This window comes from Thermaerobacter litoralis, from assembly GCF_054654595.1.
In genome coordinates, this window is sequence record NZ_BAAIES010000010.1 from 60,897 (window position 1) to 83,645 (window position 22,749).

Sequence of the window (22,749 nt, forward strand, 5' to 3'; positions counted from 1 at the left end):
CGGTCCCTCCCGCTGCGCGCTCGGGGCCCGGCCGGTTCGTCCGGATCGCGCGACGGCCCGCCCGTGCCCCTGAACCGGGCAGCCAAGGGGCCCGTTGCTGCAGCCAGGGAGCCCGTTTCGCCTCAGCTGCAGGTCGCAAAGGGCGCGCGAAGGGCGAACGTACCGCCTCCCAGTTCTTACGTGGCGCCTTCTTACTGCCCGCTGTACAAAGAAAGGCGGGAGGAACCGGAGGAGGCGCCACCATGGGTAACGTTCACCTGCCCATTTCCCATCCAGTGGAGCCGGAGCCCGGGGTGACCCCGGCGACCCCGCCGGAGGTGCCCGCGGCCGCGGCCCAGCCGGAGGCGCCCGTGGCCCCGCCGGCCCCACCGCGCGCGCCGCGGAACCGGCGGTGGCGGGCGGTCGCCCTGGTCGTCGCCGTGGCCCTCTTGGCTGCCGGTCTCGGCGTGGCTCCCGGCGGGGCGTCCCCCGACGTCCGGCTCGGCCAGGCCGTCTGGGTGGCGCGGGTTGCCGCGTCGCGGGCGGTCGTCCAGCTGCCGCGGCCCGGCTGGGAGCGCCTGGACGCCGGGCCGGTCCAGGTGGTCTACCCCGACGGGCACGAGGAGGGCGCCCGCTGGGTGAGGGACTACGCGCTGGAGTCGCTGCCCCGGGTGGCGCAGGTGACGGGCCTGCCCCTGCCGGCCCAGCCGGCGGTGTTCGTGGTGCACGCATCCCCCGAAGACCTGGCGCGTAGTTTCGGATGGGACCCGCAGGACCCGCCCCTGGGCTTTTACGCCGCGGGCGTGATCCACGTGGCGGACCCCCTGACCTGGGCGGGCCGGCGGGAGACCTTTATGCGCCTGGGACCCGTGCCCCACGAGCTGGCCCACTGGCTGCTGGACCGGTCGGCGCTGGGCAACTACCCCGCCTGGTTCACCGAAGGCCTGGCCCAGGCGGTGGACCGGGAGATTACGGGCTTCACCTTCGGGTGGGCGGAGAGCTGCCCGCCGGTGGCCTGGGACGATCTCAACGGCGCCTTCGCGTCCCTGCCCACCGACGAGGCCTACGGGGCCGCCCTCTGCCTCTACGACCGGCTGGCCGCCCAGGGGGAGCCCGGCCATCTGGTCCGCCTGGCCCAGGAGCTGGCGGCGGGCCGGCCCTTCGCCGCCGCGGTGCGCCAGGTCTACGGGGTGGAACCGGCGCGCCTCTTGCCGGGGGCACCGGGGACCGGCTGAGCGAGGAGGCAGGCCCGTGAACGGGTTCCGGGAAGCGGCCCGCCGCGCCGCCCGCCGGCTGGCCGGTGGTTGGGGCCTGGCCCTGCTGGCCGGACTGGTGGGCGGCCTGGTGGGCGTGGGCGTGGCAGGGCTGGCCAAGCCCGGCGCCCTGGGGTGGACCGGTTCCACCGGTCCGGCCCCATCCTCGCCCGCCGAGGCGATCCACCGCATCGCCGGCCCGTCGGTGGTCGGCGTCATCAGCACCTACCTGCGCCCCCATCCCGCCACCGGCGCCCCCGTCGTCGTCGCCCGGGCCACCGGGTCCGGCGTCGTCTTCGACGCCCGGGGGTTCATCGTCACCAACCACCACGTGGTCTCCATGCCGGCCCCGGCCCCCGGGGAAGACGGCGAAAAGGCCGCGACCGGCCTTCCCGACCCGCCCGGCGCGGGGGACACCGCGCCGGCCGAAGGCGGCGGGACGCCGGCGGGGCGGGGGGGCGGCCGGATCCGGGACGTCCATCCCCAGCGCATCGAGGTGCTCTTGCCCTCCGGCCGGCGGGTGCCGGCGCGGCTCGTCGCCGAAGACTACCCCTATTCCGATCTGGCCGTGCTGTGGGTCGACCCCAAGGTGTCCGGCCCCCTGAAGCCCGCCGTCTTCGCCGACTCCGACCGGGTCCGGGTCGGCCAGTGGGTGGCCGCCATCGGCAGCCCGGCCGGGCTCTACCGGTCCGTCAGCCTGGGGATCGTCAGCGGCGTCCGGGAGGAGCTCTTCCAGCCCATCCCGCCGCCGGCCGCCGGCGCGCCGGTGGTGGGCGAGCGGATCTTCCGCCTGATCCAGACCGACGCGGCCATCAATCCGGGCAACAGCGGGGGCGCCCTGGTGGACGCCCGGGGCCGGGTTCTGGGGATCAACACCGTCAAGATCGCCGGCGGCGGTCCCCAGGAGCACTTCGAAGGGTTGGGCTTCGCCATCCCCGCCAACGAGGTGCGGCGCATCGCCGCCGACCTGATCCGCTACGGCCACGTCCGGCGGCCTTCCCTGGGCGTGGAGGTGGTCGACGTGATCCAGGTCCACGGGCTGGCGCGGGACGATCCGGCCTGGGCCCTGGAGTTCGCCACCGCTCTGGCCCACGGGCGCGGGGCGGTGATCTGGCGGGTGGAACCCGGCTCCCCGGCCGCCCGCGCAGGCCTCCAGCGCGGCCAGGTGGTCCTGGCCTGCGACGGGGAGCCGGTTCAGGATACCGTCGACCTGCTGCGGATCATCGACGGCAAGGCGGCCGGCCAGGCGGTCGGCCTGGAGGTGGCCGGTCCCGGCGGCGTCCGCCGGGTGACGGTGACGCTGGCCGAACTCCGGCGGTGACGCCTTTGCGCCCACGCCCCCGCCTGGGGGTATCATGGGGCCGGGGGTCCCGCCCATGCCCGTGCACATCGAATTGCTGGCCGTCGGCGAGATGGACCAGCCCGCCCTGCGCCGGGCCGCCGAGGAGTATGCGCGCCGGCTGAGCCGCTACGCCCGGGTCAGCCAGCGGCGGGTGCCGGGGGAGCCGATCCCTGCCCGGCGCTCCCAGCGGGAGATCAACCGGGTCCTGGAGAGCGAGGGCCGGCGGCTGCTGGAAGCCCTGGACCCGGGCGCCTATGCCGTCGCCCTGGACCGGCGCGGCCGCTCCCTCACCAGCGAAGAGGTGGCCGAGTGGTTGAACCAGCGCCTGGTGGCCGGGGACAGCCGCCTGGCCTTTCTCATCGGCGGGCCCCTGGGCCTGGCGGCGCCGGTGCTGGAGCGGGCCCGGGAGCGGTGGTCCCTGTCCCACCTGACCTTTCCCCATCAGATGGTCCCGGTGATCCTGCTGGAACAGCTCTACCGCGCCTTCCGCATCCTGCGCGGCGAGCCCTATCACTATTAGCCGATTAGGCGTTAGGCGTTGCGGTAAGCGTTCCGGCAGGCAGCCCAGCCGGCGTTCCGGGCCCCCAGGGTTCCCGGCCCTCAGGGGTTCCCGGCGCCGCCGGGAACGGGAATCGCCGGACCCGGGATCCCGCCGGCGACACCCCCGGGGCCGGCGCCCTGGCGCGGCCCCGGGGGGCCGGTGTCTCCCGCGCCCCCGTTGCCCGGGCCCGGCGGCGGGGCTCCGGTGCCGCCGGCGCCCCGGGCCTCCGGGCTTGACGGCAGGGCTCCGGCGTCGTCGGCGTCCTGGCCCGGCCATGAGGCCCCGGCGCCCGGGTCCGGCGATGGGGGCCCGGTGCCGCCGGGGTCGGTGGCCTCGGGCACCGGTTCCCGGTCCGGTCCCCGGCCTGGCGGCGGGACCGTCACCTCCCCCGGCCGGCCTTCCGGAGGTGGGGGCGCCGGTCCGGCGCCGGGGGCGCCCGGCGCGCCCGGCGGGCCCGGCGGGCCGGGTTCCTCCTGGGGCTCGGGCGGGCGCTGCGGGGGCTGCTCCGGGGCCCTCTCGGGCGGCCGGGCCTCGCCGCCCTGGGGGCCGCCGTCCCGGGGCGGGGCACCGGGCGGGTTCAACCCCGGCAGGCCGGGCAGCCGCGGCAAGGAGGGCAAGGGGATGGGCAGCAGCCCCTCCGGCACCTTGCCGGCGGCGGCCAGGTCCTCCCGCACGTGGGGATCCTGGAGCAGGGCCAGGCAGTTGGGGGAGGGGACGTGGCCGGCCAGGAACCACTCCTCCCGCCACTGGAACCGGGGCTCGTCCAGGGGGCCGGTCAAGGTGCAGGCGCTGGCCCGGACCACGCCCTGGGGCCGGGGCCAGTCGCGGGCGGGTCGGCCCTCCAGGGCGGCCCGCATGAAGCTCTGCCAGATCCGGCCGGAGGTGCTGCTCCCCGTGGCGCCGGCCCCGCCGGGCAACCGCACCGGCTGATAGTCGTCGGCGCCCACCCACACCGCCGCCACCAGGTCGGGCGTGTAGCCCACGAACCAGACGTCCCGGGATTCGTCGGTGGTCCCCGTCTTGCCGGCCGCCGGCCGCCCGATGCCCAGGGCGCGGCCCGTCCCGCTATAGGCCGGGTCGAACACGCTCTTGAGCACGTCGGTCATCAGCCAGGCCACCTCGGGGGCGAGGACCCGCTCCCGGCGGGGTTCCTGGCGGAACAACACGGTGCCGTCCCGGTCCTCCACCCGCAGGATGGCGAAGGGCTCGACCCGCTCCCCCAGATTGGCCAGGGTGGCGTATCCCACCGCCATCTCCAGCGGCGTCACCCCCGACTCCCCCAGGGCGAGGCCCAGGTGCCGGGTGTCAAGGGGAGAGGTGATGCCCATGCGCCGGGCCAGCGCCGCCACCCGGCTGGGCTTGATCCGGTTCATCCACTCAACGGCCACCACGTTGTCGGAGATGGCCACGGCCCGGCGGATGTCCAGGAAGGCGTTGTGATACCGCTCGTCGCCATAGTCCGACGGCACGTAGGGCTCGCCGCCCTCACCCCCCGGGTACTCCCGCACCCGGCAGGCCACGGGGCTGGTGATGGGCTCGCCGGTCGCCAGCACCGCCGTGTAGAGGAAGGGCTTGAAGGCCGAACCCGGCTGGCGGCGGGCCTTGACGGCGCGGTTGAGGGGCGTCGTCTTGAAGTCGCGGCCGCCGACCATGGCCCGGATGCCGCCGGTGGCCGGGTCCAGGGCCACCAGGGCCACCTGGGGCTGGGCGACGCCGTCGTGCTCGCCCAGGGGGGCTACCAGCTCGTCCAGGCGCGCCACCGCCGCCTCCGCCGCCTGCTGCATGTCCAGGTCCAGGGTGGTGTAGATGCGAAAGCCTCCGGTGTAAAGCTGATCGGCCAGCTCGGGGACCTGGTCGGCCAGGCGGTCCCGCACGAAGTCGACGAAGTAGGGGGCGCGGGTGTCGGGCTCGTCGGGCGGGCGCAGGCGCAGCGGCTCCGCCTGGGCCCGTTTGGCCTCGGCGGGGCTGATCATGCCCAGCTCGGCCATCCGCGAGAGGACCCAGTCCCGGCGGCCCTTGGCGCGCTCGGGGTCGCGCCAGTAGATCTCGGGGCCGCGGATGAAGGCCGCCAGGGTCGCCGATTCAGCCAGGGTCAGCTGATCCAGGGGCTTGCCGAAGTACTCCCGGGCCGCCACCTTTGCCCCGTAGGCGCCCCGGCCGAAGTAGACCTGGTTGAGGTACATCGTCAGGATTTGATCCTTCGTGTAGTGGGTCTCCAGCTTGACGGCCAGCAGGGCCTCCCGGAACTTGCGGCCGAAGGTGCGCTCCAGGGACAGGTCGTAGAGGGTGCGGGCCAGCTGCTGGGTGATGGACGAACCCCCCTCCACGATGCGGCCGGCCTCCAGGTTGCGCAGGGCCGCCCGGCCGATGGAGACGGGATCGAAGCCGTGGTGCCGGTAGAAGCGGGCGTCCTCGGCGGCCACCACCGCCTGCCGCAGGCTGCGCGGGATCTCGTCGGGCCGGGCCAGCTGGCGGTTCTGCCGGTAGAGGCTGGCGACGACCCGCCCCTGGACGTCGTAGATCACCGTGGCCTGGGGGACCTGGGGCTTGGGCAGGGGGGTGACGGCGGCGTAGGCCACGATCCCGGCCCCCGCCAGGGCCAGGAGGACCACGGCCGCGCCGGCCCAGCGGGCCACCCGCCGGGCCCAGGAGGGGCGCCGGCGGCCCGGACCGCCGCCGGCCCCGCCCGCTCCGCCCATCCCGCCGGGCCGGTTGCCGCCGCCCCGCGCCTCCGCGGACGGCCGGGACCTGCCGCGCCGGCGGGGGCGCCATTCCACCGGTGTTTCGGGCCCGCCGTGGCCCGGCCCGCCGTGCCGGTTCCTCCCGTTGTTCCGGCCGCCGTCCCCGGACGCCATGGGCAACCCTCCCGCCCGTAGTATGGCCGCCCAACTCGTCCTTGCATGGGCAGGAGGGTTTCGATACATTACACCATGGCTTTCAGGACGGCCCGGCCGGGGAACGGCCGGCGACGCGCAGGGGCGGTGGCCCGGGCCTGCCGGGGTCCGGCCTCGCGGGGGCATGCCGGCCGGCGGCGGCCGGCGGCCTCGTTTTCGCGGCCGTGCGGCCCCCGACCCGCGCCGCGCCGGAACGTTCCGCCCGGGCAAGGAGGCGAAGGGGTTGCTTCCCACACCCAAGAAGGTCACCGTGGTGGCGGGCAGCGGCGAGGGCGACCACAAGCTGACAGCCTTCGACAATGCCCTCCTGGCCGCCGGCATCGGCAACCTCAACCTGATCAAGGTGTCCAGCATCCTGCCGCCCGAGTGCGAGCTGGTGGAGACGCTGGACATCCCGCCGGGCTCCCTCACGCCCACGGCCTACGGCACCATCGCCAGCGACGTGAAGGGCGACCGCATCGCCGCAGCGGTGGCGGTGGGGTTTTCCGATCGCGACTACGGCACCATCATGGAGTTTTCGGGGCATTGTACCAGGGAGGAAGCCGAGCGGGCGGTGCGCGCCATGGTCGAGGAGGCCTTCCGGCGCCGGGGCATGGCCTTGCGGGACGTGCGGGTGGCCGGTGCCGAGCTGGTGGTGGGCGACCGGCCCGGTGCGGTGGTGGCCGCGGCGGTCCTCTGGTACTAGGCCGGGGGCGCCTGCCCGGCCGCCGGGCCGGGGGAGCCTTCGGTAGAGTGGGGTGGCCGGTGTGCAAGTCTGGTTCACGGAAGATCAGACCGCCGATCTCCGGATCTCCGTGCGGGTGCGCCAGGTGCTCCACCAGGAGCGCAGCCCGTACCAGGAGATCATGGTCCTCGATACCGTGCAGTTCGGCCGCATGCTGGTGCTGGACGACGTGATCCAGACCAGCGAACGGGACGAGTTCGCCTACCACGAGATGATGGCCCACGTGCCCCTCTTCGCCCACCCCCACCCGCGGCGGGTCCTGGTGATCGGCGGCGGCGACGGCGGGGTCCTCCGGGAGGTCCTGCGGCATCCCACGGTGGAAGAGGCCCACATGGCGGAGATCGACCAGCGGGTGGTGGAGGTCTCCCGCCGCCACCTGCCCGCGCTGAACAACTTCGACGATCCCCGGGCCCGGGTCTTCTTCACCGACGGTATCCGCCACGTGGAGGAGCACCCCGACGCCTACGACGTCATCATCGTCGACTCGACGGATCCGGTGGGCCCGGCGGTGGCCTTGTTCGGGTCAGACTTCCACCGGGCGGTCTTCCGCGCCTTGCGGCCCGGCGGGATCTTCGTCCAGCAGTCGGAGTCGCCTTTCTTCAACCGCGAGCTGATCCGGCGGGTCCAGGCCTCCTTGCGCCAGGTGTTCCCGGTGGCCGGGCTGTACTGGGGCGTGGTGCCCACCTATCCCGGCGGGTTCTGGACCTACAGCGTGGGCACGCGGGGCACCGATCCGCGCCGGCCGCGGGAGGGGGCCTGGGAGGAGGCGGCCCTGGCGACCCGGTACTACAACCCGGAGGTGCACCGCGCCGCCTTTGCCCTGCCGCCCTTCGTGGCCGAGCTGGTCGAACCGGCGCCGGCGGGGGCGCCCGCCGGGCCCGCGGCCGTCGACGGGAAGGGGTCCTGAAGGACGGCGATGGCTGAATCCTGGACGCCCGGCCTGTGGGAACGGCCGGGACGCTTCATGGCGGCGGAAGCCGGCTACGAAGAGGCCCAATGGGTGCTGGCCGGCGCACCCCTGGAACTGACCGTCAGCTACCGGGCGGGGACCCGCTGGGGGCCCGCCCGGATCCGTGAAGCCTCCTACGCCCTGGAAACCTACAGCCCCGATCTGGACCGCGATCTGGAGGAACTGGCCCTGCACGACGCCGGCGACGTGGCCCTGCCCCTGGGCAATCTGGGCCAGAGCCTGGCCCGCATCGAGGCCGCTTTGCGCCGGCCCTATGCCGACGGCAAGCAGGTCCTGCTCCTGGGAGGGGAGCATCTGGTCACCCTGGCGGCGGTCAACGCCGCCCTGGATCGCTACCCCGATCTGGTGGTCGTCCAGCTGGACGCCCACACGGACCTGCGCGACCGGTACCTGGACGAGCCCTACTCCCACGCCACGGTGATGCGCCGGGTGCTGGACCTGCTGGGCGCCGGGCGGCTGTGGCAGCTGGGGCCCCGGTCGGGCTTGCGGGAGGAGTTCGAGCTGGCGCGCCGGGAGGGCCGGTTCTTCCGGGACCTGGAGGAGGGCGCCGAGGCGCTGGCCCGGGCGCTGGCGGGGCCGCTCAGGGGCGTGCCCCTCTATCTGACGGTGGACATCGATGTGCTGGACCCGGCGGTGGCGCCGGGGACCGGGACCCCCGAGCCGGGCGGGCCCGACTTCGCCACCCTCCAGCAGGCCCTCTACCGGCTGGCCCAGGCCGGTGCCCGGGTGGTGGGGGCCGACGTGGTGGAGACGGCGCCGCCCCTGGACCCCAGCGGGCGGACGGAGATCGTGGCGGCCAAGATTGCCCGGGAAATCCTGCTGGCCTTCACGGGGGAGGTGGCGCGGTGATGGCGGTGGATCCCGTCGCGTCGGCCCGGCAACGGGTGCGGGAGGCCCTGGAGGCCGCCGCCGCAGCGGCGGTGGCGGCGGGGGACCTGCCCGCCGAGGTGGCGCCCGGGGCCGAGGCGTGGCGCGGGGTGCAGGTGGAGGTGCCCCGCGATCCAGCCCACGGCGACTTCGCCAGCAATGCGGCCCTGGTGCTGGCGGGGCGGGCCCGGCGGGCGCCCCGGGAGGTGGCGGCGGCGCTGGAGCGCCACCTGCCGGGCGGCGCCTGGTTGCGCCGGGTCGAGGTGGCGGGCCCGGGCTTCCTCAACTTTCACCTGGCCGATGCCTGGTGGAAGGAGGGCGTGCGCGCCATCCTGGAGGCGGGCGACGCCTTCGGCTCCACCGGCGCCGGGGAAGGCCGGCGGGTCCAGGTGGAGTTCGTCAGCGCCAACCCCACGGGACCGCTGGGGGTGGTCAACGCCCGGGCGGCCGCCCTGGGCGACGCCCTGGCCCGGGTCCTGGAGGCGGCAGGCTACCGCGTGGAGAAGGAGTTCTACCTCAACGACGCGGGCAACCAGATCCGCAAGCTGGCCCAGTCGGTGGAAGCCCGGATGCGCCAGGAACTGGGCCAGGAGGCCGAGATCCCCGAGGGCGGCTACCCGGGCGAGTACCTGATCGACATCGCCCGGGATCTGCTGGCGACGGAAGGGCCCGGCCTGCTGGACCGGCCCGAGGCCGAGCGCTGGGAGCGGATGGCCCGCTTCGCCGTGGAGGCCCTGGTGGCCCAGATGCGCACCCAGCTGGCCCGGTTCGGGGTGGAGTTCGACCAGTGGTACCCCGAGAGCCGGGTGCGGGCCGAGGGGTATCCCGAGCGGGTGCTAGAGCGGCTGCGGCAGCGGGGCATGGTGTACGAGCAGGACGGGGCCGTCTGGCTGCGTTCCTCCGCCGTGGGGGACGACAAGGACCGGGTGCTGGTGCGGCGGGATGGCGAGTACACCTACACCCTGGTGGACATCGCCTATCACCTGACCAAGTGGGAGCGGGGCTTCGAACGGGCCATCGACATCTGGGGGCAGGACCACCACGGCCACGTGGTGCCCATGCAGGCCGCCCTGCGGGCCCTGGGCCTGCCCGACGGCTGGTTCGAGGTCCTGCTGACCCAGATGGTCCACCTGGTGCGGGGCGGCCAGGCGGTGCGGATGTCCAAGCGCCGCGGCGAGCTGGTCACCATGGCGGAGTTCCTGGACGAGGTGGACGTGGATGCGGCCCGCTACTTCTTCCTGATGCGCTCGCCCGACACCCATCTGGACTTCGATCTGGACCTGGCCAACCTGCGGTCCAACGAGAACCCGGTCTACTACGTCCAGTACGCCCATGCCCGGGCCTGCGGGATCCTGCGCCAGGCGGAGGCGGAGGCGGGCCTGCGGCCGGAGCCGGGGGTCGACCTCGGTCCCCTGGGAGACCCGGCCGAGCGGGATCTGGCGCGGCGGCTTCTGGACCTGCCCGGTGAGGTGGCGGCCGCGGCGGCGGCCCGGGAGCCTCACCGGTTGACCTACTACCTCAAGGACGTGGCCACCCTGTTCCACCAGTTCTACACCCGTTGCCGCGTGCTGGGCGAGGAGGAGCCGGTGACCCGCGCCCGGCTGGCCCTGGTGGATGCGACCCGCCGGGTGCTGGCCCGGACCCTGGGGCTGCTGGGGGTGACGGCGCCCGAGCGGATGTGAGCGCCGGCGGGACCCAGCCCGGGCCGCCCCTTAGCGGCGGTCCGATGCCGGATCCGCCCGCCCGGGCGGACGGCGACCAATCCGGAGGGGGATCGATGGCCAAGTTCATCTTCGTCACCGGCGGCGTGGTCTCGGCCCTGGGCAAGGGCATCACCGCCGCCTCCTTGGGTCGCCTGCTCAAGGCCCGCGGCCTGCGGGTGGCCATCCAGAAGATCGACCCGTACATCAACGTGGACGCGGGCACCATGAGCCCGCTGCAGCACGGCGAGGTCTTCGTCACCGAGGACGGCGCCGAGACCGACCTGGACCTGGGGCATTACGAGCGCTTCATCGACGAGAACGTCTCCCGCGCCCACACCGTCACCACCGGCCAGGTCTACCAGGCGGTGATCGAGAAGGAGCGGCGCGGCGACTTCCTGGGCGGCACCGTCCAGGTGATCCCCCACATCACCAACGAGATCAAGGGCCGGATCCTCTCGGTGGCGGAGACCAGCGGCGCCGACGTGGTGATCGTGGAGATCGGCGGCACCGTGGGCGACATCGAGGGCCTGCCCTACCTGGAGGCGATCCGCCAGCTGCGGCGGGATATCGGCCGCGACGAGGTCATGTACATCCACGTGACCCTGGTGCCCTACATCGGCGCCGCCGGGGAACTCAAGACCAAGCCCACCCAGCACAGCGTCAAGGAACTGCGCAGCATCGGCATCCAGCCCGACGCCATCGTCTGCCGCTGCGAGCGGCCGCTGCCCCGGGACGTGCGGGAGAAGATCGCCCTCTTCTGCGACGTGGAACCGTCGGCGGTGGTCAGCAACCCCGATGTGGACACCATCTACGAGGTGCCCCTGCGCCTGGAGGAAGAGGGGCTCGGGGAGATCGTCACCCGCCGCCTGGGCCTGCCTGCGCGGGAGCCGGACCTGTCGGCATGGCGGGAGATGGTGGAGCACATCAAGCACCCCCAGGGGCAGGTCCGCATCGCCGTGGTGGGCAAGTACGTCGACCTGACCGACGCCTACATCAGCGTCGCCGAAGCCCTGGGCCACGGCGGCATCGCCCACCGCCTGGGGGTCGACATCCACTGGATCCACAGCGAGGCCGTGGAGGAACAGGGGGCCGAGCGCCTGCTGAAGGACATGCACGGCATCCTGGTGCCCGGCGGCTTCGGCTACCGCGGCGTGGAGGGGAAGATCGCCGCCGTCCACTACGCCCGGGAGCACGGCGTGCCCTTCTTCGGCATTTGCCTGGGCCTGCAGTGTGCGGTGATCGAGTTCGCCCGGCACGTGCTGGGGCTGGAGGGCGCCCACAGCACCGAGTTCCAGCCGGACACGCCCCATCCGGTCATCGACCTGATGGAGGAGCAGAAGCAGGTGACCAACCTGGGCGGCACCATGCGCCTGGGCCGGTATCCGTGCCGGTTGGAGCCGGGCTCCCTGGCCTGGGAGGCCTACGGCCGCCAGGAGCTGATCTACGAGCGGCACCGCCACCGCTATGAGGTCAACAACCGCTACCGGGAGCGCCTGAACGCGGCCGGCCTGCGCACCACCGGCATCTGGCCCGAAGGAGACCTGGTGGAGGTCATCGAATTGCCGGGGCATCCGTGGTTCGTGGGGACCCAGTACCACCCGGAGCTCAAGTCCCGCCCCACCCGGCCCCACCCGCTGTTCGCCGGGTTCGTCCGCGCCGCCGCGGAACGGGCCGGCTTGCGGCCGGTGGGGGCCGGGCTGAGCACGTGATGGGCCGGCGCCCGGTGGGGCGGTGCCAGGCGGACCGGCCGGCCGGCAAGGGGTGCAGCGGGGCCACGGGGCGCCCGTGGGGGCTCCACCCCCGCAGGGCGGCGACGGCACGTTACCCGGCAAGGAGCGGCGGATCGTGACGAACCAGCGGCTTCCGTGGACGGGACAGCGGTTGCAGTGGGTGGTGGTGGCCCTCCTCGGCCTGCTGGTGGTGGGCTCGGTGGTCGCCCTCTTCTGGCCGGCCGCCGGGGGCGGGATCGGGCCGGGAAGCGGCGGGCAGATCGCCGTGGTCACCATCGACGGGCCCATCGCGGCCGGCCCCAGCAGCCAGGGATGGCTGGGCGCCGTGGCGGGCGCCGACGACATCGTCGCCCAGCTGCAACAGGCCCGGGAGGACCCGGCGGTGGCGGCCGTGGTCATCCGGATGAACACGCCAGGCGGCAGCGCCGCGGCGGCCCAGGAGATCGGCGACGCCGTCCAGCGCCTGCGGGATGCGGGCAAGCCGGTGGTGGTGTCCATCGCCGACCTGGGGGCCTCGGGGGGTTACTGGATCGCCGCCATGGCCGACCGCATCGTCGCCAACCCGGCCTCCTTAACGGGGAGCATCGGGGTGATCATGGAGGTCACCCACTACGAGGACCTCTACGAGAAGCTGGGCATCGACGTGGAGACCATCAAGAGCGGCCCCTTCAAAGACATCGGCTCGGCCACCCGCCCGCCGACCGACGAGGAGCGGCGCCTGCTCCAGGGCCTGGTCAACGACATCTACCAGCAGTTCATCGACGTGGTGGCCAAGGGGCGGGGCATGAGCCGCGAGCAGGTCCTGGAGCTGGCCGACGGCCGCGTGTTCACCGGCCGCCAGGCCAAGGAAGCGGGGCTGGTGGACGCCCTGGGAACCTTTGAGGACGCGGCGGATCTGGCCGCGGAGCTGGCGGGCCTGGAGAATTACGAGCTCATCGAGTACGGCCCCTCCAGCCCGCTGCTGGACTTCTTGCGCTGGTTCGGCGCCAGCGGCCGGGTGGGCCTGGCTCAGGGGACGGGTCTGGTCCCGGAGCTGGTGCGGTGGGAACTGTACCGGGCGGTCCCCCGCTAGGGCCGCGCGCAGGTCGGGATGCCGGGGCCGGCGGCCGGGCCGAGGGCCCCGGCAGCGAGGCGCCACGCCGGTGGCCGCGGGGAGGGACGGGAGGCGTGGAGGAAGAGCGGAGGGAGACGCCGGAGGCGGAGGGCGGCCGGTCGCCGGAACCGGAGGCGGTCCGGCCAGCGGGTTCGGCGGCGGATCGGCCGCCGGATGGCGAGCCGGCGGCGGACGAACCGGCCCCTGGGGAGGCCTCCCGCCCGGTTGCGGCGGAGGCCCCGGGCCCGCAAGGGGGAGGGGACGGCCGGCCCCTCGCGGCCGGCCGGGGGGATGGGGGGGCACCGGAGCCCCGGTCCGGCGCAGAGGTGCCTGCGGAGGGGCGTCCCGGGGGACAGCCCCGGCCGGCCGCGCTGCCGCCCCAGGATGGCGATCGGCCGGGGCTGGTCGACTGGGTCTTCGGGGCGATCGTCGCGCCCCGGGCCACCTTCGGCCGCCTGGCGAGCCTGGACCGGCCGCCGCTGGGCATGCTGCTCACCCTGGCCATCGTGATCACGGCGGTCAGCGGCCTGGTGCAGGGGACGGCCCTGGTCCGCGAGCTGGCGGTCCCCGTGGTGCCCGGGGAGGAGCCCATGCTTCCCCCGGAGGTGGCCGAGAACCCCGCCATGGCCCTGGCGCTGGGGGCGGTGATCGGTCTCTTCGGGGTCGTGATGATGTTCGTGGGGACCGGGTTCCTCCACCTGGTGGCCGATCTGGTGGGCGGCCAGGGGAGCGGCGCCCACCTGCTGGCGGCCATGGCGCTGGCCTCCTTGCCTCCCAATCTGATCGGCATCCCGCTGGAGGCCCTGGCAACACGGTTGGGCCCGTCCGGGGGGGCTTTGCGCGACCTGGGCGCCATGGCCATGGGGATCTGGTCCCTCGTCCTCACCTACCGCGCCCTGCGGGCCACCAAGGCGCTCAGCCGTGGGGACGCGCTGCTGGTCCTGTTCGTCCCCGTCCTGGCCTTCATGGGCCTTCTGGTGTTGACGGCCCTGATCCTGGCCGGGGCGGCGGTGGCCGCGGGCCTGGCTGCGGCACCGGGGCTGGTGGCGACCGGGTTCGCCGCCTGACCCCATGAAGACCACCTGACCCCATGAGGAGTACCTGAGGATACCTGAGGGAGGAACGGGGCGGGGGCGCCCCGGCCTGCGGGCCGGGGCGCCTTTCCTTCATGGGGCCTTGCTTGGACGCGGCACCGGCGGGGGCCACGGGGTGCCGTTGGGGCCGGGGGCCGTCCCGTCAGGGGCCGGGCGGCGGCGGTTCCGGGCGGCCCATCCCGCCTTCGCGGGCCAGGCGGTGTTGCAGGGCCTCCCAGCGGGCTCGCAGATCCCGGGGGTTGCCGGCGTCGGGGCGGGCCATGGCCTCTCGGTACAGCGCGGCGGCGATCCGGGGCGCCGGGCGACGCAGGGCGTCGGCGGCCGCCACCAGCAGCCGGACCGGCAGGGCCGCCCGGACCTGGGGCCGCTCCACCACCGCCGCCAGCCGATCCCAGTCCCCCTTCCGCAGCAAAAAGCCCACCAGGGCGGCGGGATCGCCGCGTTCTTCCAGATGGCGCTCCACCGCCGGCGCCACGGCCTCCCACTGGCCGGCCGCTCGAGCGGCCTCTTCCAGCGCCTCCAGCCGGTCACTGCCCGGGTTGGCGGCGAAGTTGGCCGCCAGGTAGGGAACGGCCCGCTCGGGGCAGCCGCGGGCCAGCCAGACGGCGGCCAGGGTGTCCCGGGCGGCGACCACCTGGCCGGGCTCGGCGGCCCGGTCCAGGGCACGCCGGGCGAGCCGCAGGGCCGTGCCGTACCGCCCGGTCTCCAGGAAGAACCGGCTGGCCGCCAGCAGGGCCTGGGGCCCTAGAAGCTCGGCCGTCGCCGGGATGGCCGCCAGGCACCGCGCCCGGAGGGCCGGCCCCCGGCTCCCCCACGATCCCGGCGCCAGGGGGAGGGTGGCCAGCCGGGTCAAGAGCCGGGCGGCCCCTTCCCAGCGCCGGAGGAGTAGCCGGGCCGCGGCCCCTTCGTCCCGGACCCGGGCGGCCAGAACCAGTCCGGCCTGCCGCCAGAGCAGGCCGGTCACCGCCAGGAGCAAGGCCTGGTGCAACGCCGGCTCCCGCAACCCAGCGGTGAGGTCGGGGGCGCCCCCGGCGCCCTCACCACCCCCGGCTGGCGAGGTCCCGGCAGCGTCACCGGGGCCGGCCAGGGGCTCCGCAGCCGCTTCCGGCGTCCCTCGTGGGGCGGGAGCGGGTGCCGCGCCGTCCCCCCGGGGCGTGCTGCCCGCGAGGGCCGGTTCCACCGCAGCCGGGGAGGCCTGCCGGCCGGACCAGGCGGATTCCGGCGGCCGGGCGGCGACGGCCAGGTCCTGAAGGGCATCGGCCCATTGGTACAGGGTGTCCGCCTCGGGATCCCCCCGGCGCTCCAGCTGGAGCAGCCAGGCACCGAGATCCACGCGCCGGGGGCCGGCTACAGGGGCCGGGGAGCCCGGACGGGCCCCGGTCCCCTCCGGGGCGGCCGGGACGGCCAGGTCCGTCCCGGCACCGCCCTCGTCCTGATTCGCGGCCGGAGGAGGGAGCGTCGCGTCCAGTTCCTCCAGCAGGGCTGGTTCTTCCTCGACAAACCGGCGGATCACCTCGAGCAGCTCGCCCCGCGGCCGCCCCTCCAGGTGCTGCAGGCGCTGGTCCACGGAGGCGAAGGTTCCCGGCTCGTGGATCCAGGCGTAGAGCAGGGCGACGGCGTGCTTGCAAAGGCCTCCCGCGGCCCGCCGCGGGCACTCGCACTGGCCGGCGGCGTCGGGCCCGTCCGGCCCGCGCAAGACGTGGACGACGGTGCGGTAGATGCCGCGGGTGCCGCGGACCTCGGCCAGCAGGCGGGGACCGGAGACCAGCCGGTGTTCCACCCGGCCCAGGAGGAAGAGGTCCAGGGCACGGATCCGCACGGGCTCGGGGACCAGCCGGACCAGCATGGCCTCGTCGACGGCAGCCAGCAGGTCATCGGCCGCCGGCCGGTGGGTTGGATCGGATGGGGAACGGGGCGCCTGGGGCATCGGCCTCATCCTTCATCGGAGTCGCACGGGCGCCGTGGCCGGACCGGGAAGGCCCCGGAGCCGCCCGGGATGGTCCGGGGGCGCCGGGCCCCGGAACGACCGGGTCCAGCCGGGCGGCCGGGCCCGCCCCGCCGGCTGCGGCCTTCCGGGCCGGCGCCGCGCCTTCACCACGTGTCGTGCTTCACCACCAGCATAGCCGAACCAAGGGGCCGCCGGCCCGGCATAGCCACCATGGCTATGCGGCGGCGATTTGAGGCACCCGCGGCTACGGAAACCCAAGGATCTGTTGCCTCTGATACACCTGCAATGCCATAACCCACCTTATAATGGGTCTCCCAGGATCCGCACCGGTGCATCCGGGACCGCGCCGGCCGCGACGACCCCGGCGCGTTGGCAAAGCGGCGTTCCCAAGGAGGCCTTTCTTCCCAAAAGGCCTGTCCATGCCGTTCCGGGCGCTGTCCGGAACGTAACGCGGGGGGAGAACCTTGGCGATGGACGACCACCCACGAGCCGCCTGGGGCAAGGTGCCGGCCTACGTGGAGCTGGCCCGAGCCAGCCGCCGGCTCGCCGCCGGCAGCGTGGAGCGCCGGTATTGGTACATCCTCTGCCGGGAGCGAACGCCCCACGGAACCGCGTTCTATTACATCAAAAGCCGTGTGGAGACCTGGGAGGACGGACGGCTGGCTGGGGAAGACTTCGCCGTCCAGCGCCTGCCCGGGCAGGATGACGAGCAATCGGCGCGAAGGCGCTTCCGCCAGCTGGCGGAGGCCCAGGCTCCCGTTTCACCCGTCCACCTGACCGACATCCTTCGCGACCTGGCGCTGATGGCTGCGGAACAACCCGCCCGCTGGCCGCTGCCCCGGCGACAGCCGGCGGCGCCGCACCGGCGGAGTCCCCGGGTGGCTCCCGTCTCCCGCGGCGTGCCGCGGCCAGCGGGCCGGCACCGGCCGGGGCCGGCGGCGGGACCGCGTCCTGATCCGCTGAACTTATACGGAAAGAACGGGGAGGAGCGGGGAACGGCAAACGGGGCGGAGCGGAAAACGGCGGCGGAGGCCGGCCCTGCGGCCGCGAAGGCAGGGGTTTCCGAACCCGCCTCCGGCAGCCGGGCCACCGCGGCGCCCCCTCCGGTGACCGGCCTCTGGCGGTCCCCGGCAACGCAGCCCCCAACCCAGACCCTGCACCAGCCCCGGTGAGGAACCGGCCGGCACGGCGGGCCGAGGCCCGCCGTGCCGGCTTCCTGGGGCGGGATCACGGCCCCGCGCCGGCCGTAAGCCGCAACCTTCAAGCCCCCTTCCCCGGATCCCACGGCGCAGGGGAGTTCCTGCCCTCGCCAGTCCGAGGGGCCGCCGGCTCCCCCGCCGCCAGGATCTCTTCCTGCAACAAGGCCTCCAAGCGGCCGGTGTCGCGAATGTAAAGCGGCCGCGCCCGCCCCACCAGGCCCCGGCGCCGCAGGTCGGCCAGCACCCGGTTGACGCTGACGCGGCTGGCGTTGGCGGCTAGCCCGATGGCCTGCTGGGTCAGCGAGGCCGGGAGGCGGCTCCCCCCGGTGCCGGGTAAGGGGAAGGCGCGGGCCAGGGTGACCAGGACGTGCAGGATCCGCAGGCGGGAACAGGGCCACAGCAGCCCGGCCACCCGCCACGCCGCCTGGTGGAACAGGTCCATTCCTTGGTGGGCGAGCAGGACCGCCAGGCCGGGGCGCTGCTCCAGGAGCTGGGCGAAGACCGGATACGGCCAGAAGGCCGTCTGGCAAGGGGTCAGGCAGGTACCGACCAGGGGGACCGGCTCCCGGCCGAACAGGGGGCCTGGGTCGCCCACCAGGCCAGGGCCGGTGACCAGGGCCAACAGGCGGAGTTCGCCGGCGGCGTCGGCGGTGGCCAGGCGCACGGTCCCGTGGCCCAGCCAGTGAATGCCCGCCGGGCGACCCGGCCCCGGATGCAGCACCTGGCCCGGCCGCCAGCGCCGGACCTGGGCGTGCTGCAGGGCCCAGCGCCAGTCGGAAGCGGTGACGGCAGGGCCGGGGCGGGGGATGGGGCCCGGAACGGGCGGGCGGCCGGCAAGGTGAACGACGGGAGGACCTCCAGCAGGGGACGCCGGTGCCGGGGGTTGAAAACGGGTGGGCGCTGAGCCGAAGTCGTCGGTGCCCGGCGGCGGGAACTCGCCGAAGGGATGCGCCGGCGGGCGACGGGGATGGGGAGCATCGACCGGGCGCACGGGTCAACCTCCTCGGGACGCAGTGCGGAGCGGCGAAGGAACCGGTTTACGGAAGCAGCTACCACGCTATGGGGCTAAATCCCTTCTTTGGGGAACAACGTAACACCGGAGCGCCATGGGGGAAGCAGGCCACCGCCGGGCGGCTGGAAAGGGGATGGCGCCGCGGCCGGGAGGCTGTGGCGGCCGGGGGCTAGCTTCGGTTCGCCTCCCACCCCATCCCGCCACGCCCGTCCTCGCCCGGCGCCGGCCTCGGTCGCGGCCGGAACGCCGCCGCAGCCGACGGCTGCCGCACGGGAGGGGGACGCGCCCCCGGCGACAGCCCGCTGTGAGCAGGGACTTGCGGGCGAACGGGGGAGCCGTTGGCAGGGACTTGCGGGAGAGGCATGAATACTATAAAGGTTTACTTGCGCCATCGCGGCGGTGGCGCTTTCTTCATGCACGAGCCGGCAGGAAGGGTCGCCCAGGGGCCGCGCGGTGGGCAGCGACCCGGGCGGTCCAGGTCCAAGGAGGGATCGGGGTGGCAGGGTCCATCGTGCGCCGGACGGAGATTCCGGGACCGCGCTCGCAAGAGCTGCTGGCACTCAAGCAACAGTACGTCGCCAACGCCAAGTCGGTGCTGGCGCCGGTGTTCATCGAGCGGGCGGAGGGCGCCCTGATCACCGACGTGGACGGCAACACCTACATCGACCTGGCGGGCGGCTTCGGCGTGATGAACGTGGGATACTCCCAGCCCGCGGTGGTGGAGGCCATCTGCCGCCAGGCCCAGCGCTACACCCATACCGACTTCACCGTCGTCCCCTACGAGCCCTACGTGCGCCTGGCCCAGCGGCTGGCCGGGCTGGTGCCCATTCGCGGCCCCGTCAAGGCGGCCTTCTTCAATTCCGGCGCCGAAGCCGTCGAGAACGCCATCAAGATCGCGAAGCACTACACCGGCCGGCGGGCGGTGATCGCCTTCGAGGGTGCCTTCCACGGCCGGACCTGGATGGCCCTGACCCTGACCCACAAGGTCAAGCCCTACAAGGCCGGCCTGGGCCCCTTCGTCCCTGAGGTCTACCGGGCACCCTATCCCTATCCGTACCGCGGTCCCGCCGGCATGTCGCCGGAGGAGGTGGGCCTCTGGGCCTACCAGCAGCTGGAGCGGCTCCTGCAGGTCACGGTGGCGCCGGAGGACGTGGCCGCCATCGTCGTCGAACCGGTGCAGGGCGAGGGCGGCTTCGTGGTGCCGCCGGCCAACTTCCTGCAGAAGCTGCGCGAGCTGTGCACCCGGCACGGGATTGTCCTGATCTGTGACGAGGTCCAGACGGGGTTTGGCCGGACGGCGCGGATGTTTGCCACCGAGCACTTCGGCATCGAGCCGGACCTGATGACGGTGGCCAAGTCCATCGCCGGCGGCATGGTGCTGTCCGGGGTGGTCGGGCGGGCCGAGATCATGGATGCCGCCCGCGACACGGCCATCGGCGGTACCTACGTGGGCAACCCTGTCGCCTGCGCGGCGGCCCTGGCGGTGCTGGACGTGTTCGAACAGCAGAACCTGCTGGCCCGGGCGGAGGAGGTCGGCCGCCGGTTCCGCCAGCGGTTCGAGGCGATGCAGAGCCGGTTCGACGCCATCGGGGAGGTCCGGGGCCTGGGCGCCATGGTCGCCATGGAGCTGGTGACCGACCGGACCACCAAGGAGCCGGCCACCGAGGCAGTCGGCCGGATCATCGCCGAAGCCCTGAAGCGGGGTGTGATCACGGCGCGGGCCGGGCTCTACGGCAACGTGATCCGGGTGCTGGCCCCCCTGGTGATCACCCCCGAGCAGATCGACGAGGCCTGCGACGTGCTGGAGGAATCCCTGGCAGCCGTGTTCCGTTGAGGCCGGCCGCCGGGGCGGCGGGCCCCTCGCCGCCCCGGCCCCGGCCCAGGGGGCGCGGGTCGACGGAGGCGCTAGACCATGGTGGTGCTGGACAAGACGGAGCGGGAGATCGTCAAGCTCCTGCAAAAGGACGGGCGCATGTCCTTCGTGGACATGGCCGAGCAGATCGGGGTCACTGAGGGGACGATCCGCCGCAAGTTCTACCGCCTTCTGGAAGAAGGCATCATCAAGATCGCGGCCGTGACCGATCCCTTTGAGGTGGGGTTCAACGCCCCGGCCATCATCGGCCTCAACGTGGACCAGAGCCGGATCCGCGACATCGTGGAACAGCTCACCCGCCTGCCCCGGGTCCACTACGTGGCCATGACCACGGGGATCTACGACATCATCGTCTACGCCTTCTTCTCGGACAACCGGGAGATGGCGTCCTTCCTGCTGGAGGAGCTGTCCAAGATCGAGGGCATCACCAACACCCAGACCTCCCTGGTGCTGGACATCTACAAGCAGGACTTCGCCATCGGCCTGCCCCAGCGCCAGGATGAAGGGCGCCGGCGCCGCCGTCGCAGCCTTCCCACCCCCTGAGGCCGCCGGCTGACCCCGGCGCGAAGGGAGGGTATGGCATGACGCCCAGTCCGGACGAACCGGCGCCGCGGGCGGGCCGGGCGGGGGTCCCGGACGAACCCCCAGCACCCCGCGAGCCCGCGGCGGCGACCCGCCCGTCCCCGACGGCCCCGTCCCCCGGCGGCGACCCGCCCGGAGGGGATGACGCCGTCCTGGTGTACGTGACCGCCGCCAACGCCGGCGAGGCCCGCCGCATCGGCCGCCGGGCGGTAGAAGAGCGGCTGGCCGCCTGCGCCAACGTCTATCCCCACATCGACTCGTTTTACTGGTGGCAGGGCGAGCTGGTCGAGGACCACGAGGCCGTGGTCATCCTGAAGACCCGGCGCGCCCGGGTGCCCGAGTTGATCGCCGCGGTGCGCCGGTGGCACAGCTACACCGTACCGGCCATCCTGGTGCTGGAGGTCCGGGACGGCAACCCCGACTACCTGCGCTGGCTCCGGGAGGAGACGGGCACGGGCGTGCCGCCCGCGGGGCAGGGCTGACCGCGGGGCGCGCCGCGACCCCCTCAGGGTCGCCGGCCCGCCAGGGCGTCCCGCCCGCCCCGCAGGACCCGCCCTGCCAGGACACCGGGCACGCGCCGGCCTCCTTCCACCGCCACCTGCCCGTTGACCACCACCAGGTCGATGCCGGTGGGCGGGACGGCGGGCTGCTGCCAGGTGGCCCGGTCGGTGACGGTCGCCGGGTCGAACACCACCAGGTCGGCGTACATCCCCACCCGGACCAGGCCGCGATCCCGCAGGCCGAAGAAGGCGGCCGGCTGGCCCGTCATCTTGTGGATCGCCTCCTCCAGGGTCAGCACGCCCGTCTCCCGCACGTACCGGGCCAGGACCCGGGGATAGGCGCCGTAGACGCGGGGGTGCAGGCGGGGGTCGCGCCGGGCGGCGGCGGGTGAGCGGGCGCCGCCGTCGCTGGAGATGATGGTGAAGGGTTGCCGCAACAGCTGGCGCAGGTTGTCCTCGCCGACCACCAGCGCGGTGGCCAGCGTCCCCGGGTCCCGCCGCAGCAGCCGCCGGGCCGCCTCGGCCGGCGCGATGCCCTGGGCCCGAGCCAGCTCCGCCAGGGTCTTCCCCTCCGCACCGTCCACCCGGCTGTGCCGGATCACCAGGTCGCCGGCCGGGTAGCGGTCCCACGCCCGGGCCAAGGGGACGGCGCTGGCGTAGTCCGGCGAGCGGTACGGGTAGACGTCGGCCACCACCTCCATCCCCGCTGCCCGCGCTTCCTGGATCATGGCGATGAGCCGGGGCTGCACCGGCCAGTTGCGGTGATAGACCACCTTGAAGTGGGAGACGTCGACGGCCACGCCGGCCTCCCGCCCCACCGTCAGGGCCTCCTCCAGCGCCTGGACGATGGCGTCGCCCTCGCTGCGCATGTGGGTCGAGTAGATGCCCCCGTAGGGAGCGATCACCCGGGCCAGGGCGACAATCTCCTCCGTCCGGGCGTACCGGCCCGGCACGTACTCGAGCCCCGTGGACAGCCCCAGGGCGCCGTCCTCCATCGCCCGTTCCAGCAGCCGGGCCATGGCCCGGAGCTCCGCCGGCGACGGCGCCCGCTGGGCCGTGCCCATCACCGCCGCCCTGAGGCTGCCGTGGCCGGCGAACAGGGCATGGTTGGTCCCGGCGCCCTGGCGCTCCAACCGCTGGAGGAAGGGCCCCAGGGGCATGGGCGAGCGGCCGTCGACCCCGCCGATCACCGTGGTCATGCCCTGCAGCAGGTCGGCGTCGCCCCCCGGCACCGTGGCCACGTACTCGTAGGTGTGGGAGTGGGCGTTGATGAAGCCGGGTGCCACGACCCGGCCCGTGGCGTCCACGACCCGCCTGGCCCGGGCGCCCTCCAGGTGGCCCACGGCCGCGATCCGATCGCCCCGGACGGCCACGTCGGCCCGGAAGGCGGGCCGGCCGCTGCCGTCGACCACCAGCCCGCCCCGGATCAGCAGGTCGTACTCCGG

Annotated in this window: 18 protein-coding genes; 14 read left to right on the plus strand and 4 right to left on the minus strand. The window is 74.2% G+C overall.

Annotated elements, in window-relative coordinates:
- Positions 1-242 precede the first annotated feature (242 nt).
- The 3 genes from ACYQ02_RS10645 to ACYQ02_RS10655 are packed head-to-tail and all read left to right on the plus strand — an operon-like array spanning position 243 to position 3,094.
- Positions 243-1,214 (plus strand): hypothetical protein, encoded by a 972-nt coding sequence (locus tag ACYQ02_RS10645; protein ID WP_460040396.1) that lies wholly within the window; start codon positions 243-245, stop codon positions 1,212-1,214.
- A gap of 16 nt (positions 1,215-1,230) precedes the next feature.
- The gene (locus ACYQ02_RS10650) at positions 1,231-2,553 is read left to right on the plus strand and encodes a S1C family serine protease (RefSeq protein WP_460040397.1); all 1,323 of its coding nucleotides are present in this window, start codon (positions 1,231-1,233) and stop codon (positions 2,551-2,553) included.
- A 55-nt stretch (positions 2,554-2,608) separates the two neighbouring features.
- Positions 2,609-3,094 (plus strand): 23S rRNA (pseudouridine(1915)-N(3))-methyltransferase RlmH, encoded by a 486-nt coding sequence (locus ACYQ02_RS10655; RefSeq protein WP_460040398.1) that lies wholly within the window; start codon positions 2,609-2,611, stop codon positions 3,092-3,094.
- Positions 3,095-3,174: 80 nt separating this feature from the next.
- On the opposite strand, the gene ACYQ02_RS10660 is transcribed toward ACYQ02_RS10655, so the two are convergent.
- Positions 3,175-5,970 carry a transglycosylase domain-containing protein gene (locus tag ACYQ02_RS10660; protein WP_460040399.1) on the minus strand — a complete coding sequence of 932 codons (2,796 nt, stop codon included), beginning with the start codon at positions 5,968-5,970 and terminating at the stop codon, positions 3,175-3,177.
- 262 nt (positions 5,971-6,232) lie between these two features.
- Here ACYQ02_RS10660 and ACYQ02_RS10665 point away from each other — a divergent pair, with 262 nt between their 5' ends.
- The 7 genes from ACYQ02_RS10665 (at position 6,233) to ACYQ02_RS10695 (ending at position 14,163) form a co-directional block, all read left to right on the plus strand.
- Positions 6,233-6,694: a pyruvoyl-dependent arginine decarboxylase gene (locus tag ACYQ02_RS10665; protein WP_460040400.1), complete on the plus strand. Its 462-nt coding sequence runs from the start codon at positions 6,233-6,235 to the stop codon at positions 6,692-6,694.
- A gap of 61 nt (positions 6,695-6,755) precedes the next feature.
- A complete protein-coding gene (gene speE, locus ACYQ02_RS10670) occupies positions 6,756-7,640 on the plus strand; it encodes a polyamine aminopropyltransferase (protein ID WP_460040401.1) in 885 nt (294 codons plus the stop codon).
- Positions 7,641-7,649: 9 nt separating this feature from the next.
- Entirely contained in the window at positions 7,650-8,552 is a 903-nt protein-coding gene (gene speB / locus ACYQ02_RS10675) for an agmatinase (protein WP_460040402.1), read from the plus strand.
- Entirely contained in the window at positions 8,552-10,252 is a 1,701-nt protein-coding gene (argS, locus tag ACYQ02_RS10680; protein WP_460040403.1) for an arginine--tRNA ligase, read from the plus strand. The genes speB and argS overlap by 1 nt, the downstream gene beginning before the upstream one ends.
- Positions 10,253-10,347: 95 nt before the next feature.
- Positions 10,348-11,982 carry a CTP synthase gene (gene pyrG, locus ACYQ02_RS10685; RefSeq protein WP_460040404.1) on the plus strand — a complete coding sequence of 545 codons (1,635 nt, stop codon included), beginning with the start codon at positions 10,348-10,350 and terminating at the stop codon, positions 11,980-11,982.
- A gap of 136 nt (positions 11,983-12,118) precedes the next feature.
- On the plus strand, positions 12,119-13,075 hold the full coding sequence (gene sppA / locus ACYQ02_RS10690) for a signal peptide peptidase SppA (protein ID WP_460040405.1): 957 nt from the start codon (positions 12,119-12,121) through the stop codon (positions 13,073-13,075).
- Positions 13,076-13,170: 95 nt separating this feature from the next.
- Positions 13,171-14,163: a Yip1 family protein gene (locus ACYQ02_RS10695; RefSeq protein WP_460040406.1), complete on the plus strand. Its 993-nt coding sequence runs from the start codon at positions 13,171-13,173 to the stop codon at positions 14,161-14,163.
- A 169-nt stretch (positions 14,164-14,332) separates the two neighbouring features.
- On the opposite strand, the gene ACYQ02_RS10700 is transcribed toward ACYQ02_RS10695, so the two are convergent.
- Positions 14,333-16,117 carry an SWIM zinc finger family protein gene (locus ACYQ02_RS10700; RefSeq protein ID WP_460040407.1) on the minus strand — a complete coding sequence of 595 codons (1,785 nt, stop codon included), beginning with the start codon at positions 16,115-16,117 and terminating at the stop codon, positions 14,333-14,335.
- A 491-nt stretch (positions 16,118-16,608) separates the two neighbouring features.
- Here ACYQ02_RS10700 and ACYQ02_RS10705 point away from each other — a divergent pair, with 491 nt between their 5' ends.
- On the plus strand, positions 16,609-17,310 hold the full coding sequence (locus ACYQ02_RS10705; protein ID WP_460040408.1) for a hypothetical protein: 702 nt from the start codon (positions 16,609-16,611) through the stop codon (positions 17,308-17,310).
- 88 nt (positions 17,311-17,398) lie between these two features.
- Here the strand turns inward: ACYQ02_RS10705 and ACYQ02_RS10710 are convergent, their stop codons facing one another.
- Positions 17,399-18,328, minus strand: a complete 930-nt coding sequence (locus ACYQ02_RS10710) for a Crp/Fnr family transcriptional regulator (protein WP_460040409.1) — start codon at positions 18,326-18,328, stop codon at positions 17,399-17,401.
- A gap of 517 nt (positions 18,329-18,845) precedes the next feature.
- Here ACYQ02_RS10710 and gabT point away from each other — a divergent pair.
- The 3 genes from gabT to cutA all read left to right on the plus strand — a co-directional run bounded on the left by gabT (position 18,846) and on the right by cutA (position 21,286).
- Positions 18,846-20,183, plus strand: coding sequence for a 4-aminobutyrate--2-oxoglutarate transaminase (gene gabT, locus ACYQ02_RS10715; protein WP_460040410.1), 1,338 nt, complete (start codon positions 18,846-18,848; stop codon positions 20,181-20,183).
- 78 nt (positions 20,184-20,261) lie between these two features.
- A complete protein-coding gene (locus ACYQ02_RS10720; protein ID WP_460040411.1) occupies positions 20,262-20,765 on the plus strand; it encodes an Lrp/AsnC family transcriptional regulator in 504 nt (167 codons plus the stop codon).
- Between the two features lie 38 nt (positions 20,766-20,803).
- Entirely contained in the window at positions 20,804-21,286 is a 483-nt protein-coding gene (cutA, locus tag ACYQ02_RS10725) for a divalent-cation tolerance protein CutA (protein ID WP_460040412.1), read from the plus strand.
- Between the two features lie 23 nt (positions 21,287-21,309).
- Here cutA and ACYQ02_RS10730 read toward each other — a convergent pair.
- A partial coding sequence (locus tag ACYQ02_RS10730; protein WP_460040413.1) for an N-acyl-D-amino-acid deacylase family protein occupies positions 21,310-22,749 on the minus strand: 1,440 nt, incomplete at its 5' end.

Excerpts from the sequence above, each read along its gene's own strand:
- ACYQ02_RS10655 (WP_460040398.1), top strand. The coding sequence starts at position 2,609 with ATGCCCGTGCACATCGAATTGCTGGCCGTCGGCGAGATGGACCAGCCC.
- ACYQ02_RS10645 (WP_460040396.1), top strand. The coding sequence starts at position 243 with ATGGGTAACGTTCACCTGCCCATTTCCCATCCAGTGGAGCCGGAGCCC.
- ACYQ02_RS10660 (WP_460040399.1), bottom strand. The coding sequence starts at position 5,970 with ATGGCGTCCGGGGACGGCGGCCGGAACAACGGGAGGAACCGGCACGGC.
- ACYQ02_RS10705 (WP_460040408.1), top strand. The coding sequence starts at position 16,609 with ATGGACGACCACCCACGAGCCGCCTGGGGCAAGGTGCCGGCCTACGTG.
- ACYQ02_RS10720 (WP_460040411.1), top strand. The coding sequence starts at position 20,262 with ATGGTGGTGCTGGACAAGACGGAGCGGGAGATCGTCAAGCTCCTGCAA.
- speB (WP_460040402.1), top strand. The coding sequence starts at position 7,650 with ATGGCTGAATCCTGGACGCCCGGCCTGTGGGAACGGCCGGGACGCTTC.
- pyrG (WP_460040404.1), top strand. The coding sequence starts at position 10,348 with ATGGCCAAGTTCATCTTCGTCACCGGCGGCGTGGTCTCGGCCCTGGGC.
- argS (WP_460040403.1), top strand. The coding sequence starts at position 8,552 with ATGGCGGTGGATCCCGTCGCGTCGGCCCGGCAACGGGTGCGGGAGGCC.
- cutA (WP_460040412.1), top strand. The coding sequence starts at position 20,804 with ATGACGCCCAGTCCGGACGAACCGGCGCCGCGGGCGGGCCGGGCGGGG.
- ACYQ02_RS10700 (WP_460040407.1), bottom strand. The coding sequence starts at position 16,117 with ATGCCCCAGGCGCCCCGTTCCCCATCCGATCCAACCCACCGGCCGGCG.